Source organism: Nonlabens antarcticus (assembly GCF_015356755.1).
GTDB lineage: Bacteria > Bacteroidota > Bacteroidia > Flavobacteriales > Flavobacteriaceae > Nonlabens > Nonlabens antarcticus.
Genome location: NZ_JADFCO010000066.1, coordinates 596,077 through 611,696, shown reverse-complemented (window position 1 = coordinate 611,696; position 15,620 = coordinate 596,077). Strand labels below are relative to the sequence as shown.

Below are 15,620 nucleotides of genomic sequence, written 5' to 3'. Positions count from 1 at the left end.
GCATTTTATATATTAATTGATACTAGGCGTGTTGTCTATCGTGCTTTCCTTCTTTCAACTCTTCAATCATTTTTTTATTGAAGGCTGGAAGATCATCTGGAGTTCTACTAGTTACAAAACCTTGATCACAAACTACTTCTTTATCTTCCCATTGCGCTCCCGCATTTTCTAAATCCTTGCGTATAGAATGGTAAGATGTCATTTTTCTACCCTTAACCACATCTGCTTCTATTAATGACTGTGGTCCGTGACAGATAGCACTAACTGGCTTTTTGTGCTCAAAAAATGCCTTGATAAAATCGACGGATGCTTTATCTGTTCTTAATTTATCAGGATTGATAACTCCTCCTGGTAACATTAACGCGTTGTAATCATTTACAGATACCTCACTTATATGTTTATCTACTTTGTAAGAGTTCGACCAGTTTCCATCCTTCCACGCTTTAATTTCTCCTTTCTCGGGACTAACGATATGAACTGTTGCTCCAGCATCTTCTAAAGCTTTTTTAGGACTTACTAATTCGCTTTCTTCAAATCCGTTAGTTGCTAATATTGCTACATTCTTGTTCATAATTATTGTTTTTTTGTTCGTTTCAAAGATCAAGAATTTACTCATATATGTATGGTTAACTAATCATAAAGGAAACCATATGAGATGATAAAAATGTAAGAAAACTCTTAAAACGAGTTAATATCTTTCATGTAAAATATTAAGATGATGTTTCCAGTGTCCACAGATCACAAATGGAATGGCTCGAACTGACATAATATTTTCACTAGCCACTCCTAATTTATCCAGATTTTCGGGAGCTGCGTTTGCAAATAAATCTATTGTTGAAGCTCGGACTACCTGTATGGATGTAATTAAATTCGCTTTTGCGAAAGCGAAATCCCTCAAACCAGTGCTATAAATATCTTGATCAAACCCGGGAAGTGCCGCTGTATCACCACGCATAAAGGATAAGGCACGGTACGCAAAAACGCGTTCTGTGTCCAAGCAATGCTGCAAAAGCTGGCCTATACTCCATTTATTAGCTTCATAGCGGTAATCAAATGGCTTCTGTATGCTCTCGACTCTTTCAAGGATTGAGTCTAAAGAGTCTTGAAAGGTTGACATCATCTCACTTTCTTGCTTGAGAAGATTTAAATATGGCTCATAATAGGCGGCGTATTCTGCTGGACGCAAGTCTCTACGAAATACCATTACAAATCTTGAAAAACCTTATGAAGCAATCTCTTTTTATCGTTGATGCTCTCTTCAAGACTAATCATAGTTTCTGTACGACTTACACCATCAATATCATCCAGTTGAAAAATTATTTTTTTTGCGTGGGTAGTATCTTTTGCCCTGATTTTACAAAAAATATTGAATTTACCTGTAGTAATATGAGCGACCGTGACGTAGGGAATTTCTGAAATGCGGCCTAAAACGAATTGGGTTTGACTTGTTTTTTCTAAATAGACACCTATGTACGCAATGAAGTTATAGCCCAATTGCTGGTAATCTACTGTTAATGAAGATCCACTAATAATTCCTGATTCCTCCATTTTTTTTACCCTAACGTGAACTGTTCCCGCAGAAATATTGAGACGTTTTGCGATATCTGTAAAGGGGGTTCTTGTATTTTCAATAAGCACATCAAGAATTTGCTTATCAATATCATCAATCTTAGCTCTCATTTTATAGATTTTAATACAAAATAACAGATTCCACTAATATTTTCCTAGTAATTGTATAGATATATTGATTATTTAATAAATGCTCCGATTTTCAATGATGCAGATGTGACTGTCATATTTTCATGAACTTCAAGATCATTGGAATAATGGAGATCTGTTTTTAAGTCTATCATCCTATGCCCATATATTATAGTAGAATCGTTAACGGCAAACAACATAGGTATAAAATGCAATTGTGAATCTTCAATCTGCTCATGATACATAATTGCTAAATCTCTATTTCCTTTAACAGAAGGAGCATTTCTGATCAAAATATCACAATAATTGCGTGCTATCTCAGGAATTTCCAAATATTGATTTAAGGTTACCTCCTCTTCTATTTCCTCATCTTTAGAACAGTTTGTAAAAACCGATTTCAGACTAGAGATAATTAAAGTCTTTACTTCATCCCTTGCATAATCATCGCCAGCATGACCGGCTTCAAATAGCAATGTGGGTATTCCTACAGATTGACAATAGTCACCCCAGCAGTTGACGTTAAAAGAATCGTCATAGCGTGCAATAGCAGTTTGCATTTGAGGTTTCACTGTTTTAACTATATTATTTATGAGCGCCATTGATTTCAACCGTGATGCGTTCACACCCTTGGAAACATCAGCGGCGGGAGTAAGAAATGATAGTTGCGCAGGTAACACACTCCCTGCGATACCATAAAAAGTTCGCTGTCCGTGAAGGTTTAATGCAAGATCAGGTTCATAAAAATCGATTACCTCTTTTAGAATTACACTTTCTGGCTGACTCAAATTGACAGCGTCACGATTTAAGTCAATACCATTCGAATTAAACCGTGACCAACTACTGAGACCATCCGGATTTAAAACGGGAATAATATATAATGATATATTCTTTAGTGCTTGAAATAAATCCTTTGAATGTAGCAAATCAATAATAGCTCTAGTCGACGTTGATTCATTACCATGCATTTGAGACCAAGCTAAAATTTTGAATGCTCCATGTCCTAACCTTAGTCCATAAATGGATTGATTATCTACAGAAGACCCTAAAAAAGAAAACGCATATTGATCTGGTGGTAACGCCTTAACAGCGGCCATGAAATGTTCCTCAAATGCAGTATAAGTGAAGTAGCGACTTAAGGGCTCTAATGTGGCAATAGGTTCATTCATCATAAGAACAAATTTAGTATATAATATACGACTAGAACCAAGTCTAACTTTAGTTGACAATTGTAAACTATCAAATGTTTACATCTGTAAACGCTCGTTTCTTCCTCAATGTTTATCGCTGTAAACAAAAGAACGTTGCATTTCAGATCATAATTGAAAGATCCTCATCATTTAAACCTGCTTTGGCTATTTAATTATACAAAGTATTATTTATCAAATATTTATATGCTTTTAACTAAACAAAAGGATAATATTAAACCTTGCGAATTAAGAATATTAATTGAAATCATATTGGAATTGTTTACATTTATAAACATTAAAAATCACTTGTTTTGTTTACATTTGTATAATGGTAAATTCTGATGATTTTTCTAAACGTTTAGTGCAAATCATGGAGCGGCACGACTTAAATGCTTCAAGTTTTGCAGATCTCGTAGGCGTAGGTCGCAGTTCTATCTCGCACTTACTTTCCGGAAGGAACAAGCCCAGTCTCGACTTTGTCCTTTCTGTTTTAAAGCAATTTTCAGATGTTGATTTATACTGGTTTCTTAACGGTAAAGGCACCTACCCGAAAACAATTGTGGAGAGTGATCAAAAAACGAGCGTAAGTTCTTCAAAGCAACCGAAACCAAATCCTATCTTCCAATCAGAACAGGAAAGCATTAAACCTGTACCAGAACACATACCCAATGCACAGGATATTGATTCAAAATTAACTGCAACCTCGCCTAATAAAAAAGGGAAAAATATAACAAAGGTTATTTTGTTTTATGAAGATGGAACTTTTGAATCTTTTGATAGATAGTGGTTTTTAGAAATCCGATCGCCTTTGTTCTTAATAAAGTTCGAAAGCATTATTTATCCTACTTCTCTAGTTGGTAAAATGATCTTTCAAAACATTATTTTTACACTGCAATTATTTCAACATGTTTACGTCTACTAGTAAAGTCATATTAGAATACTTAAAGATGGTAGCTGCGGTATCTTTAGCGGGAGTAATTATAGGTTTATTAAAATCACAGCCTTATATTTTGGCTGTGGTGTTTTTAGCCCTCATCATATATGTCTTTTACAAAACACTATTTAAAAGTAAAACGGGCCGTAACTGGATTCCCGTTGTAGGAATGATTTTGACAGGCCTGCTTGGTATTATAGCAGAGTACTGGGGTGTTTCCAACGATCACTGGCAATACTACCATATTGATAGTATATTACCGGCATGGTTGCCATTTGCCTGGATGCTTGCCTTCTATTTATTATACAGGTTGGAATATAAAATCTTACCTTATCTAAAAAATCCTAGCCGCTTAAGACGGATCATGTTAATGATCTTTTTAACGCTTACCATTCCTGCTTTTGGAGAAATGGTAGCGATCAACATGGATGTTTGGAGTTACAGCTGGCCTTATCAAATCCTAGGTGTTCCAGTGTACGCGTTTATCGCACTCGTTTTGCTTCACATGTTTGTTTACATCATATTATATATCATATTTAAGAATAATTATGGCAAGATGCTTCCTTTTAATACTGCTGGTAGTAGCAGTTAGTAGTTGTAAAAAATATAATAACGTTAGAGATTGTGATAATTTCAGAACAGGAACCTTTGTATGGGAACAAGAGTCTGGCGGTAAATTACTGACAACTAAATTTGTTCGCACTGAGGCCATTCAAATAGAATATTTTGAGGATCAAGTAGATACATCAAAAGTAGAATGGGTAAACGATTGTGAATGGCGGGTTATTCCCATCGATCCAAAAACAAATGCCGACAGTCGTGCTTATCTTTTTAAAATATTGAACACGACTGAGGATTCGTATACTTTCGAATTCACACAATCTGGACGCGATCAAATATATCGTGGTGAGGCAAAAAAGATAAATGACTAATGGACAAGAATTAAGGCTTTTTATATTTAGAGAAAATACTGCTAAAGTAAATTTCAAATAATCCTACAACGCTCAATAATTTTCCACACAGTCTATTCTTATGGTGGAATCTTCTTATCGTTTAAAAAGGATCTATTTATCATTTATAGCCTTTACGATACCTATTACTTAGGATAAGAACATTATAAACTATTCCTTTGAAATGGTTTGATATGAGTTATTTATTTAAATCTGTGTCCCAATTACATTTTAAATAAAATCTAAAGTGGTAAATGAAAAAAGCGCCGGAGTTTTTCTCTGGCGCTTTTAAAGGCTGTTCAAATAAATCTAATAATGAAAAATCTATATTATCAAGAAGTATTTTGGCTAAAAAACACTTCTCAGATGTTTCTATATCTATGACCCATAGAAAGCTGGAAAGTTTAATTAATCGTAAAATTATTTTATACTAACGTGGGTATTTTAAAATAAAACTGCTGCAGGGAAACAAAAACTAGACAAAGCATCAAGAAATCTAATTGATATCTACAGAATCAAAGCTTGTTTATTTTTTTGAAAGTATCCTATTTTGCTCTTGCATCAACTCTTTAAGATCGTTGAGTAATTCAATATCTTTAGGAGTAACTTCTTCTGTATCCTTGGGGTCCTGCGCTTTATTGCGCAGACTGTTCATCAATTTGATGACTACAAATACAGTAAAACCTATAATTAAGAAATCTATAGTCACTTGTATAAGCTCGCCGTAACCTATAGCAATCTCATTTCCAAAATCACCCTCCATTCCTGCGACTGCTTCACGAATGACCCATTTACGATCGGCAAAATTAATTCCGTTAGTCAAAATTGTGAGTGGAGGCATTACAACTTTATCGACCATGGTTTTTACAACATTATTAAACGCGGTACCGATTATGATTCCAACAGCCATATCGATCATGTTTCCCTTGACTGCAAATTCTTTGAACTCCTTGAGTATTCCCATTGATTCGTAATTATTTTACTTCCGCAAAAGTAAATATTCCTTTATTAAATCTGTCTTACGAACAAACTGTGCTTCTAGAGAAATTACAATGATTCAAACACATAAGATGTAGAATTCTAGACAACAAAATTTAAAATTGATTATTGATCTAAAAAGCTCTTTTCCTAAAAATAGAAAAAGTGAATCCAAAGCAATAGCTCTAGAGAAGGATTGCTTTAAGTTCCACAAAACTCCATTCTTGATCTAAACCGAATTAACATCACCGTAGCTTAAACCACTTCTAATCGCATCGCTATAAATGGAGAGACCAATCTTTCAGGAACTCTTCTAGTTTTTAAAACAAACTCCCTTGTCCCTTCTCGTCTGATTGGGAGTTTGAATCATCCTCTGAATCTTCTTGATATTTGCTTTGATTTTTATTTTCGGTTTGAACTTGTTCCTCTGTAGATTTAGAGTCTTCCGTAACATTCATGGCGGAATCAACACCTTCTTCCACCACTTCAACCTCTTCCACATCTGGCTCATCATAAGGTAATGGGTCCAGCAAATTGATTTGCTTAACCTTATCCTTTGTCAGCATGTTTCCTTGTGCAGCTATGCCTTTAATGCTAATAAACTCTTCAATTTCTAATGTCTCATTGGGTGGTTGATCCTTACCTCGTGGTTTACTGTAAACAATTTCGGCAACTGGTCTGTGGGATGTAGAAATAATTTCCAAATAGGATTTCTCATGTTCAGAAATAAAGAGTTCGTCCCGGTCTTCGTTTTCAATTAAGAAACGCTTCACGTAAAACAATTCTTTTTCACCGTTAAAATAAATAGCACTAATAGGTTTATTCGGTATCCATTTTTCCAAGATTATCATGTCCTCGTCAAATCTGGCAGTTACTTCTGGAATCACTGTTTTAGCGATTCCTTTTTGATTCACAATTAACAACCGATCCTCACCTTTAAATTCACCCAGTAAATCACCACGTCCATCCACATTTATACGGCGGACAATATCATCAAACCAGATCTTCCTAGGTTTTAGCGTACTCACGCCCTCTTCCTTAAGTTCCACCTTTTTAATGTTATATTTTGTGACGAGATTTCCTTTACTCGACCTTCCTTTAATGGAAATATCAGAGAAATTTAAATCCCATTTTAACTTCTTAATGCTTCCTTGTTGGCGTAAGTTTATAGTCACGATTTCTGCCTCCCCATTAGGATTATTGCTGAAATAAAGTACGCTGCTGCCAGCCGTTCCATATCCTACACTGTATTCCTTATCTCTTGTCATACTGGTCACCGCAAAACGCTTGACATAACTCGGTCCACTTTTTCCGTCTCGATAAATCAAATTATAAATGGTACGCTTATCCTTCTTTTTCCAGATAGCAACGTGCAGAATACCTTTGCCTACGAAAGTTTTAGCATCTACCTTAGAAACCATCATCGTCCCGTTTTTCGTGAAAACGATCACATCATCAATGTCAGAGCAATCGCCTACATATTCGTCCTTCTTCAAGCTTGTCCCCACAAAACCTTCCTCACGGTTGACATATAGCTTTGTATTGCGGATTATCACCTTAGAAGCCACGATATCGTCAAATGCTTTCAATTCTGTCTGACGGGTGCGATCCTTTCCATAATCTTTCTGAAGCTTTTGAAAGTAGGCAATAGCAAACTCGATCAGGTTCTCAAGATTCTTCTTGAGCTCTGCGATTCGATCTTCCAAAGCCTCGATTTTTTGTTGGGCTTTACCAATATCAAATTTGGATATTCTCTTAATACGTATCTCCGTTAATCTTACGATATCGTCCACAGTTACTGCCCGTTTTAAATGGGTAATATGTGGTTTTAAACCCTTGTCAATGGCGTTAATAACACCGTCCCAGGTTTCTTCCTCTTCAATATCGCGGTAGATTCTGTTCTCAATAAAAATACGCTCTAGCGATGCAAAGTGCCACTGCCCTTCCACCTCGTCCAGCTGGATTTGCAGCTCCTGCCGTATAATATCTACCGTATGATCTGTGCTGCGGCGCAACATTTCAGACACGCCCACAAATAAGGGTTTATTATCCTCAATAACACAACCCAGCGGCGATACGCTCACCTCACAATTTGTAAAGGCAAACAAGGCATCCATTGTCTTATCTGGTGATAATCCTGGTGGCAGATGGATCTGAATCTCCACATTTGCAGCGGTATTATCCTCTATTTTTTTAATCTTGATCTTGCCTTTATCGTTGGCCTTGAGGATAGAATCAATTAACGAACTCGTTGTCGTAGAAAACGGAATCTCCGTTATCAAAATCGTACTGCGATCTGGAGAATGCATTTTGGCTCGAACGCGAACTTTTCCTCCACGCATCCCATCATTATAGTTAGAAACATCTGCTTCACCACCGGTTGGAAAATCTGGAAATAACTTAAAACGCTTGCCTTGCAGATGCTTGACGCTCGCGTCGATGATCTCGTTAAAGTTGTGAGGTAATATTTTTGTACTTAAACCAACGGCTATACCTTCAGCTCCTTGTGTGAGCAGCAAGGGGAATTTTACCGGTAGGTTGATAGGTTCCTTACGACGACCATCATAACTGGATTGCCATTCCGTTATTTTAGGATTAAAAAGTACTTCTAGAGCAAATTTTGACAATCGTGCCTCGATATAACGGGAGGCAGCTGCAGGATCTCCAGTAAGAATATTACCCCAGTTTCCCTGCATATCAATAATTAGGTCCTTCTGCCCTATTTGCACCATGGCATCACCTATGGAAGCGTCACCGTGCGGGTGGTATTGCATGGTATGCCCCACAATATTAGCCACCTTATTATAACGTCCATCATCCAGATCTTTCATGGATTGCATGATGCGTCGTTGTACTGGTTTAAAACCATCCTCAATAGCAGGAACTGCACGCTCGAGTATAACATAACTGGCATAATCTAGAAACCATTCCTTATACATGCCGGTAACTCTCGTGATCGTTTCCGTCGCTTGCTCCTCAAATCCCTCGTCCAGGTTTTCTAATTCTTCGTTTTCTTCGTTCATTCTTTTGTTGGTTATCTGTAATCGGTTAACTGTTACCGGTTATTACCCGCTTCAATTTCGATCAGTTATTTTGAATGTGTAAAGACGTCTGCACTAAAACACTTTGGTAGTCAGATTCTTTTAGTTTTTCAGATTAATAAATTTTGATCAAACTATCTTATTTATATATTTAAATGCTCTTCTATATCCTTGTTCTTCAACTTCTTTGACAGTAGAAGCAAAAAAGACATCATCATTTGACATTTTAATTTTGTCATATTGTTGATCAAAAGGTAAGTGATAGATATTTGTGATTTTATTATTTTCTAGTCTTCTTGCAACGCATTTAATTCTATCAAAATCTCCAAAACTTTCCTTTTTAATTATGACTCCAAGCTTTTTGGCAAATCTCATAGCTGTCTCAGATAGATCAATGTTGGTCATGAAAACTGGAATGAAACTCTTTAAAAATAAATCTTTGTTCTCCAATTCAAACATAATTGTTGTTCCAAACAGTTGAGCAATATGTTTTTCATGAATTAACTTTCTTTCAGACCAGTACTTACATTGTATTACATGAACAGCATCATCTTTAATAGCGATTAAATCTCGCCCGAGATCTTCTAACTTTTTTTCAATTCCAAAATATTGAACGTTCCAATTTTCAGATTTATAAACACTTCCACAATAAAGTTCATAATCTCTTCCAATTTGCCATTTTGACTTCGGACCAGAAATATAATTATCTAATGCAAGTTGATTTCTTTCAGTTGTAGAAAGAAGATCATATTTTTCTTTATCAACAAAATTTCTGACTCGATCAAAACTATTCTTCACTCCATCTAAAGAGAGTTCTGAATTATGAAATGAGATACTTAAATCGTCTATATAGATTTCTAGCTCTGGAAACAGTTTCAAAAGGTTTTCATATTTGTATTTCATTTCCTTGAACTCTACAAACATTTCTTTTACATCTTTTTTAAGCTCTCCAATCCTCTTTGCTTCTATTTTAGCAGGCTTTTTATTTGATAGCAGTTGTGACGCTGAAATGTCAAAATTTAAGAATTTTAAATCAGCTATAACAGTTGCTAAACTTAACACTCCTTGATTTGGGTTAGAGGAGATTTTTTCTAAGACAGATTCAAACCGTACTTGTTTTTTTTCTATTGTTTGAATGGATTTTAACTGACTTCTCAATCGTACTTCTTTATTACTAAGCGATAAAAGTTGCCTATCAATAATGGCGTTTAATTCAGATGATTCAGATTTTAACTTTTGAATTTGAGTTTTTAAATCCTCTTGAAGTCCTACCTTTTTAACCAGTTCTGAATAACTATTTTTAAGAGCATTATTTTCAATTTTTATTTTGTCAATAGTCTGCTCAGCAATATCTGCTTCCGAACCAATTAATTTTATTTCTTTTACTTGCTCAGTAATACTATTTTCCAAGGCTTTATTATAGGTTCGAAGATATTTGCTCTCTTCCCGTGATTTATTCAATGAGGCATTTAAATCCTCAATCTCTGTTATATAAAATTCTATTCTTCTATCCGCTGTTCGTTGATATTCTTTCTGTAATTCTAGAGTTTTCAGACTTTCTTGTGAGAGTAGAGTGTTTTTAATTTTTAGTGCAGGAATCACTTTATTGAAGTTCTCGTTATCTTCTTTTAACTTAATTAAAATTTTGTCAGTCTCACTTTTCTCATCTTTCAATTCATTCAATAAAACTCTATTTCCATTCAAAAGTTTCTTTTCAAAAGATAATTTTTCAGTATTTTCTTTTTGCTGCTGTTTGACTTTTTTGACTAGCCCGTCTAACTCAAAACGTTTTAATTTAGATTCTTTTATACTTAGTTTTTGCGTCTTAATTTTTGTGTAAAGTAGATAAATCCAAAGGAGGAAGAAAATTGAAACTGCATAAATCATATTACCGAGCTTTACATAATTTTATTGATTGTATGACCTCTTAATGTTTAAAAAAAATATCTGATCTCATCAATAACCAGCACCCCAATAATTTCCTTATCCTTAAAAGCCTGAACCCTCACTTCCAACTCTTCTTTCGGCTGATTTTTAAACTTTCCTTTAAAAATATAATTCATAGTATCCTGCGAGTTCCCCTTCATAAGTTTAAACTTTAAGCTTTTTAGTTCGCCGTGTTTTAGTTTGATGTCTTGATAGTAATCCTGTCCTTCTTTAGATTTCAAGTATTTTTCAAAGTCTGCGGAGATCATATTTTTTTCAAAATTTATCTCGACAGGATTATCTTTTAATAATATCTTTGCGGTTCTCCTGGCGTCAGATACATCCACATTTAGCATTGTGCTTATGACAGCTCTACAGCTGGAAAGAATAAGACATATGGTAACTAGTAGGGTAATTCTTTTAATCATTTTTAATTTAAGTATTTTAATATTCTTTCAATTAATACTGGCTTCACGTATCTAAAGCCTTGGTTAGGTATTTTGTATTTCTTTGATCTTCTGCATCAATTCAAATTACTCGGAACTATTTTCCAAATTCTCAAAAAAAACTCTGAACTAAACCTCTCATTTCTCGAAATAGACTGGACTCATAGTTATCTAACCTCCAAAATCCTCCACAACATCTAGTTCCACCTTCAGGTTATCAATAATAAATTCCTGTCGGTCGGGCGTATTCTTACCCATATAAAAACTCAGCAATTCCTCAATACTCATATTGTCATCCAGCATAATAGGATCCAATCTAATGTCCTCACCTATAAAGTGTACAAACTCATCTGGACTGATTTCTCCCAGTCCTTTAAATCGGGTGATTTCAGGATTTTTACCCAGCTCTGCCATCGCTTCTGTACGTTCTTGAGGCGTGTAGCAATATCTAGTTTCTTTCTTATTGCGCACTCTAAATAGTGGAGTTTGCAAAATATACAAATGTCCTTTTTTAATCAATTCAGGAAAAAATTGAAGAAAGAATGTAATAATCAATAATCTAATGTGCATCCCATCAACATCAGCATCCGTAGCGATAACCACTTTGTTATAGCGCAGATCTTCCATACTGTCTTCAATGTCGAGCGCCGCCTGCAATAAGTTAAATTCCTCATTTTCATAAACAATCTTTTTGCTCATGTTATAGGAATTTAAAGGTTTTCCTCGCAAAGAAAACACAGCTTGTGTCTTTACATTTCTCGACTTGGTTATGGACCCACTCGCACTATCACCTTCTGTAATGAATAGAGTGCTGTCTAAATAAGCATCCTTTTTAGTGTCGGTTAGATGGACGCGACAATCCCTTAGTTTTTTATTGTGAAGACTGGATTTTTTAGCGCGGTCTTTTGCAAGTTTTCGGATTCCAGAAAGTTCTTTTCGTTCGCGCTCAGCCTGAATAATCTTGCGTTGTAAGGCGTCGGCAGTTTGCGGGTTTTTATGCAGGTAATTATCGAGTTGGGTTTTTATAAAGTCATTGATGAATGTGCGTACCGTAGGCAAATCGCCACCCATGTCTGTAGATCCTAGTTTAGTTTTGGTTTGTGATTCAAAAACCGGTTCCATTACCTTTATTGCAATCGCACTTACTATGGATTTACGTATGTCGCTCGCCTCATAATTCTTGTTGTAATATTCCCGGATGGTCTTTACAATCGATTCCCTAAAAGCCGCCTGATGCGTTCCTCCCTGTGTCGTATTTTGACCGTTTGCAAAAGAGTGGTATTCTTCAGAATACTGGGTTTTACTGTGGGTTAGCGCTATTTCAATATCCTCGCCTCGCAAATGTATTATGGGATATAAACGATCGCTCTCATTAATATTTTCGCTCAATAAATCCTTTAGGCCGTTCTCTGAGAAAAACTTCTCACCATTAAAAACAATCGTTAATCCCGGATTGAGATAAACGTAGTATTTAAGCATACGCGCCACATATTCTGGACGGTATTTAAAATTTTTGAATATGTCCTCGTCAGGGATAAAAGTGATTTTTGTTCCCTTGCGGCGGCTGGTTTCATCCAGCATCTCTTCGTCAGTGAGCTCGCCACGGGAAAATTCGGCACTAGCGCTTTTACTATCTCTGGTGGATTCTACCCTAAAAAAACTGGAAAGTGCATTTACCGCCTTGGTACCTACCCCATTTAATCCCACTGATTTTTTAAAAGCACGGCTGTCATATTTTCCACCGGTATTCATTTTAGAAACCACATCTACAACTTTTCCCAGCGGGATCCCACGACCATAATCACGCACGATCACGCGCTCTCCCTGAATGGAAACTTCAATAGTTTTCCCAGCTCCCATGACATATTCATCGATGGAATTATCGATAACCTCCTTCAATAAAATGTAGATTCCATCGTCTGCACTCGACCCATCGCCCAGTTTTCCTATGTACATCCCAGGACGCATTCTAATATGCTCCTTCCAGTCCAGCGACCGTATATTATCCTCTGTATATTTAGTTTCCTCGCTCATATGCTGCCTTATGTCCCAGCTTGAAATATAAGAAAGGTTGTCGGGAGTTCGCTTTCGCGAAAGCGAATTTAATCAACATAAATACTACTCCAATTGTGGATAAACGTACTATAAACTTCTTGAAATTAATACATGGTGTTATCGAGCAAACAATAATTTTCTGCTTCTATCGCTATCGTCCAAATACACAAACCTTAAAATTTGGCTTTAAAATACCAGTTTGAACTAATAAGGAATTACCAACTAAAATCTGATGCCGTGCAAGTTTCCTTATTTTTACAATTATCAAAATATATTTATGAAAAATCTACTCTTTATATTATGCCTGTCTCTGGTGTCTTGCAACAACTCAAACTCGCAATCGCAAGAGGAAAATAACGATGGCGTGACTACCTTCTATTTTGTGCGTCATGCAGAAAAGCGAACTGACCAAGGATCTGATCCACAGTTGACAGAAACCGGTGCGCGACGTGCTGATGAGTGGGTGAGTTATTTCTTCTTAAAGGATGTTGACGTGGTGTTATCGTCAGATACAGAGCGTACCCGTAGCACTGCCGCACCACTCGCCAAAGCAAAAAAACTAACCACTGAAATCTATGATGTCAAAGCAATAGACGGCAAAACATTATTGGATAAATATCGAGGGAAAACCGTTGTGCTCTTCGGACATAGTAATACGATCAATACTTATGCAAATGACCTACAAACTGATGAGAATTATGGCGAACTAGATGATGCCGATTTTGATCATTATTTTATTGTCAAGGTTGATGAAAAAGGTAATTCCAGTGCCATGATGGAATCCATGGAATTTGAAAAAGAGTAATGGAAGCCCAGCCTAACAATCCGTTACACGGCGTCAAACTAGCTCATATTGTTGAAAAACTCGTTGAGCATTATGGCTGGCACGATCTGGGCGGCAGGATTAAAATCAACGCTTTCAATACAAACCCTACGGTAAAATCAAGTTTAAAGTTTTTACGTCGTACTCCATGGGCACGAGAAAAAGTGGAGGAGCTGTACTTACATACCTTTCATAAGAACTGATCATGTCTAAAGTAAAAAAGCCTTTTTACAAAAAGAAAAAAATTATCGTACCGTTCGTGATTATTCTAATTCTCATAGCGGGACGCGTTTACCTTCCTTATTATATTAGGGATAAATTGAATGAGACTCTTGCAGACATTCCGGGATATTATGGTCAGGTAGATGATGTAGGCATTTCCCTGTGGCGTGGCGCTTACCAGCTCAATGGTTTGTTTCTGGATAAAGTAGATCCTGCAAACAAACGCAGTCCCTTCTTAAATTTTCCAACTTCTGATATTTCCATACAATGGCGTGCTTTACTAGACGGCCGTATCGTGAGTGAAATCACAATGGTAAGCCCAGAAGTAACTTATGTTTTTGAAGATCATGTTGCCGCAGATGGTTCACTGGACGAGCCCAGTACCGAGGTCTGGACCAAAGCATTAACCGAAATAGTACCGCTGGAAATAAACCGTTATGAAGTCGTGGATGGAAAACTGACTTTCGTCGCACTCTATTCTGAACCTAATATTGACCTTTACATGAATAATGTCAATCTCCTGGCCACAAACCTGCAGAATACCATACAATCTGAACGCATTCTACCGTCAGACTTTGAAGCCACTGCCACTACGATAGGTAATGGACGGTTTGAAACCAATGGTAAAATTAATCTGATTAAAGAGATTCCAGATATGAATCTAGAAATGTCTCTAGAAGATGCTGACATTACTGCTTTAAACGATCTAACCCTGCACTATGCTGGGATTGATTTTGAGTCTGGAACCTTTGAATTATTTAGTGAAATAGCAATTGCTGACTCGTACATGAAGGGCTATTTTAAACCGTTTTTTATAGATTCCAAGATCGTTGATAGTTGGGATAAGGAAGATTCTAATATCTTCAAAAAAATGTGGGAAGGATTTGTTGGGATGTTTAAATTCTTGCTAAAGAATCAAGGAAACGATACACTGGCGACAAAAATTCCTATTGAAGGCCCGCTAGACGATGCGGCGGCGAGTGCGTGGGCGTCCGTGTTCAATATTTTTGAGAATGGATGGTTTGGAGCCTTTAATAACTCTGTGGATGGAACCATTGATTTTAGAGATGCAGAATTAGGTGCTGATCAAGTTGACGATCGTAATAGAAGAAAATATGATCGTGCTAAACGTAGAGAGGAACGTAAGATTAATCGCGTAGAGCTTCGAGCAGACCTTAGGAATAACAATGAGGATAAAAGCGATGATATCAATGTGAAAAAGCAGATTAAGGAGATCAAAAAGGAAACAAAATCTGATGTGGAAGAGATGAAGAATAATTCAGAAAATAGTCAATAATAAATATAGAATACGTGTCTATTTTGACCTTTGATCCTATTTATAAATAATGGGTGTTATTTA

Annotated in this window: 16 protein-coding genes; 7 read left to right on the top strand and 9 right to left on the bottom strand. The window is 36.2% G+C overall.

The annotated features are described in order from the left end of the window. Positions 1 to 22: 22 nt before the first annotated feature. The 4 genes from IQ282_RS13765 to IQ282_RS13750 all read right to left on the bottom strand — a co-directional run bounded on the left by IQ282_RS13765 (position 23) and on the right by IQ282_RS13750 (position 2,867). Positions 23 to 571 (bottom strand): type 1 glutamine amidotransferase domain-containing protein, encoded by a 549-nt coding sequence (locus IQ282_RS13765; protein ID WP_194852449.1) that lies wholly within the window; start codon positions 569 to 571, stop codon positions 23 to 25. Between the two features lie 117 nt (positions 572 to 688). Beyond that, complete coding sequence (locus IQ282_RS13760) at positions 689 to 1,204, bottom strand: DinB family protein (RefSeq protein ID WP_194852448.1); 516 nt, start codon at positions 1,202 to 1,204, stop codon at positions 689 to 691. Further along, entirely contained in the window at positions 1,204 to 1,680 is a 477-nt protein-coding gene (locus IQ282_RS13755; RefSeq protein WP_194852447.1) for an Lrp/AsnC family transcriptional regulator, read from the bottom strand. Before IQ282_RS13755 ends, IQ282_RS13760 begins: the two co-directional genes overlap by 1 nt. 68 nt (positions 1,681 to 1,748) lie before the next feature. After that, the gene (locus tag IQ282_RS13750) at positions 1,749 to 2,867 is read right to left on the bottom strand and encodes a M14 family zinc carboxypeptidase (RefSeq protein ID WP_194852446.1); all 1,119 of its coding nucleotides are present in this window, start codon (positions 2,865 to 2,867) and stop codon (positions 1,749 to 1,751) included. 346 nt (positions 2,868 to 3,213) lie between these two features. Between IQ282_RS13750 and IQ282_RS13745 the strand changes: the two genes are divergently transcribed. The 4 genes from IQ282_RS13745 to IQ282_RS13730 all read left to right on the top strand — a co-directional run bounded on the left by IQ282_RS13745 (position 3,214) and on the right by IQ282_RS13730 (position 5,203). Beyond that, positions 3,214 to 3,669: a helix-turn-helix domain-containing protein gene (locus tag IQ282_RS13745; RefSeq protein WP_194852445.1), complete on the top strand. Its 456-nt coding sequence runs from the start codon at positions 3,214 to 3,216 to the stop codon at positions 3,667 to 3,669. A gap of 121 nt (positions 3,670 to 3,790) precedes the next feature. Then, a complete protein-coding gene (locus IQ282_RS13740; protein ID WP_194852444.1) occupies positions 3,791 to 4,411 on the top strand; it encodes a hypothetical protein in 621 nt (206 codons plus the stop codon). After that, positions 4,368 to 4,751 carry a DNA topoisomerase IV gene (locus IQ282_RS13735; protein WP_194852443.1) on the top strand — a complete coding sequence of 128 codons (384 nt, stop codon included), beginning with the start codon at positions 4,368 to 4,370 and terminating at the stop codon, positions 4,749 to 4,751. The genes IQ282_RS13740 and IQ282_RS13735 overlap by 44 nt, the downstream gene beginning before the upstream one ends. A 272-nt stretch (positions 4,752 to 5,023) precedes the next feature. Further along, positions 5,024 to 5,203, top strand: coding sequence for a hypothetical protein (locus tag IQ282_RS13730; protein ID WP_194852442.1), 180 nt, complete (start codon positions 5,024 to 5,026; stop codon positions 5,201 to 5,203). A 92-nt stretch (positions 5,204 to 5,295) separates the two neighbouring features. On the opposite strand, the gene mscL is transcribed toward IQ282_RS13730, so the two are convergent. From mscL to IQ282_RS13705, 5 genes are all read right to left on the bottom strand, one after another. Beyond that, the gene (gene mscL / locus IQ282_RS13725) at positions 5,296 to 5,733 is read right to left on the bottom strand and encodes a large-conductance mechanosensitive channel protein MscL (protein WP_194852441.1); all 438 of its coding nucleotides are present in this window, start codon (positions 5,731 to 5,733) and stop codon (positions 5,296 to 5,298) included. A gap of 334 nt (positions 5,734 to 6,067) precedes the next feature. After that, positions 6,068 to 8,770, bottom strand: a complete 2,703-nt coding sequence (locus tag IQ282_RS13720) for a DNA gyrase/topoisomerase IV subunit A (RefSeq protein WP_194852440.1) — start codon at positions 8,768 to 8,770, stop codon at positions 6,068 to 6,070. Between the two features lie 147 nt (positions 8,771 to 8,917). Further along, positions 8,918 to 10,675: a restriction endonuclease gene (locus IQ282_RS13715; protein ID WP_194852439.1), complete on the bottom strand. Its 1,758-nt coding sequence runs from the start codon at positions 10,673 to 10,675 to the stop codon at positions 8,918 to 8,920. 47 nt (positions 10,676 to 10,722) lie between these two features. After that, entirely contained in the window at positions 10,723 to 11,142 is a 420-nt protein-coding gene (locus IQ282_RS13710; protein ID WP_194852438.1) for a hypothetical protein, read from the bottom strand. Between the two features lie 189 nt (positions 11,143 to 11,331). Beyond that, positions 11,332 to 13,194: a DNA topoisomerase IV subunit B gene (locus IQ282_RS13705; RefSeq protein ID WP_194852437.1), complete on the bottom strand. Its 1,863-nt coding sequence runs from the start codon at positions 13,192 to 13,194 to the stop codon at positions 11,332 to 11,334. A 298-nt stretch (positions 13,195 to 13,492) separates the two neighbouring features. On the opposite strand from IQ282_RS13705, the gene IQ282_RS13700 reads away from it, so the two are divergent. From IQ282_RS13700 to IQ282_RS13690, 3 genes are read left to right on the top strand one after another with little or no spacing between them, the layout of a single operon-like run. Next, positions 13,493 to 14,020 carry a SixA phosphatase family protein gene (locus tag IQ282_RS13700; RefSeq protein WP_194852436.1) on the top strand — a complete coding sequence of 176 codons (528 nt, stop codon included), beginning with the start codon at positions 13,493 to 13,495 and terminating at the stop codon, positions 14,018 to 14,020. Continuing rightward, positions 14,020 to 14,241 carry a VF530 family protein gene (locus IQ282_RS13695; RefSeq protein ID WP_194852435.1) on the top strand — a complete coding sequence of 74 codons (222 nt, stop codon included), beginning with the start codon at positions 14,020 to 14,022 and terminating at the stop codon, positions 14,239 to 14,241. Before IQ282_RS13700 ends, IQ282_RS13695 begins: the two co-directional genes overlap by 1 nt. A gap of 2 nt (positions 14,242 to 14,243) precedes the next feature. Further along, the gene (locus IQ282_RS13690) at positions 14,244 to 15,557 is read left to right on the top strand and encodes a DUF748 domain-containing protein (protein ID WP_194852434.1); all 1,314 of its coding nucleotides are present in this window, start codon (positions 14,244 to 14,246) and stop codon (positions 15,555 to 15,557) included. Positions 15,558 to 15,620: the final 63 nt, after the last annotated feature.

Bases quoted from the DNA above. Each gene is read 5' to 3' on its own strand.
- IQ282_RS13740 (WP_194852444.1), top strand. From the start codon at position 3,791: ATGTTTACGTCTACTAGTAAAGTCATATTAGAATACTTAAAGATGGTA.
- IQ282_RS13765 (WP_194852449.1), bottom strand. From the start codon at position 571: ATGAACAAGAATGTAGCAATATTAGCAACTAACGGATTTGAAGAAAGC.
- IQ282_RS13710 (WP_194852438.1), bottom strand. From the start codon at position 11,142: ATGATTAAAAGAATTACCCTACTAGTTACCATATGTCTTATTCTTTCC.
- IQ282_RS13730 (WP_194852442.1), top strand. From the start codon at position 5,024: ATGAAAAAAGCGCCGGAGTTTTTCTCTGGCGCTTTTAAAGGCTGTTCA.
- IQ282_RS13695 (WP_194852435.1), top strand. From the start codon at position 14,020: ATGGAAGCCCAGCCTAACAATCCGTTACACGGCGTCAAACTAGCTCAT.
- IQ282_RS13690 (WP_194852434.1), top strand. From the start codon at position 14,244: ATGTCTAAAGTAAAAAAGCCTTTTTACAAAAAGAAAAAAATTATCGTA.
- IQ282_RS13745 (WP_194852445.1), top strand. From the start codon at position 3,214: ATGGTAAATTCTGATGATTTTTCTAAACGTTTAGTGCAAATCATGGAG.
- IQ282_RS13700 (WP_194852436.1), top strand. From the start codon at position 13,493: ATGAAAAATCTACTCTTTATATTATGCCTGTCTCTGGTGTCTTGCAAC.
- IQ282_RS13750 (WP_194852446.1), bottom strand. From the start codon at position 2,867: ATGATGAATGAACCTATTGCCACATTAGAGCCCTTAAGTCGCTACTTC.
- IQ282_RS13755 (WP_194852447.1), bottom strand. From the start codon at position 1,680: ATGAGAGCTAAGATTGATGATATTGATAAGCAAATTCTTGATGTGCTT.
- IQ282_RS13760 (WP_194852448.1), bottom strand. From the start codon at position 1,204: ATGGTATTTCGTAGAGACTTGCGTCCAGCAGAATACGCCGCCTATTAT.
- IQ282_RS13705 (WP_194852437.1), bottom strand. From the start codon at position 13,194: ATGAGCGAGGAAACTAAATATACAGAGGATAATATACGGTCGCTGGAC.
- mscL (WP_194852441.1), bottom strand. From the start codon at position 5,733: ATGGGAATACTCAAGGAGTTCAAAGAATTTGCAGTCAAGGGAAACATG.
- IQ282_RS13735 (WP_194852443.1), top strand. From the start codon at position 4,368: ATGGCAAGATGCTTCCTTTTAATACTGCTGGTAGTAGCAGTTAGTAGT.
- IQ282_RS13715 (WP_194852439.1), bottom strand. From the start codon at position 10,675: ATGATTTATGCAGTTTCAATTTTCTTCCTCCTTTGGATTTATCTACTT.
- IQ282_RS13720 (WP_194852440.1), bottom strand. From the start codon at position 8,770: ATGAACGAAGAAAACGAAGAATTAGAAAACCTGGACGAGGGATTTGAG.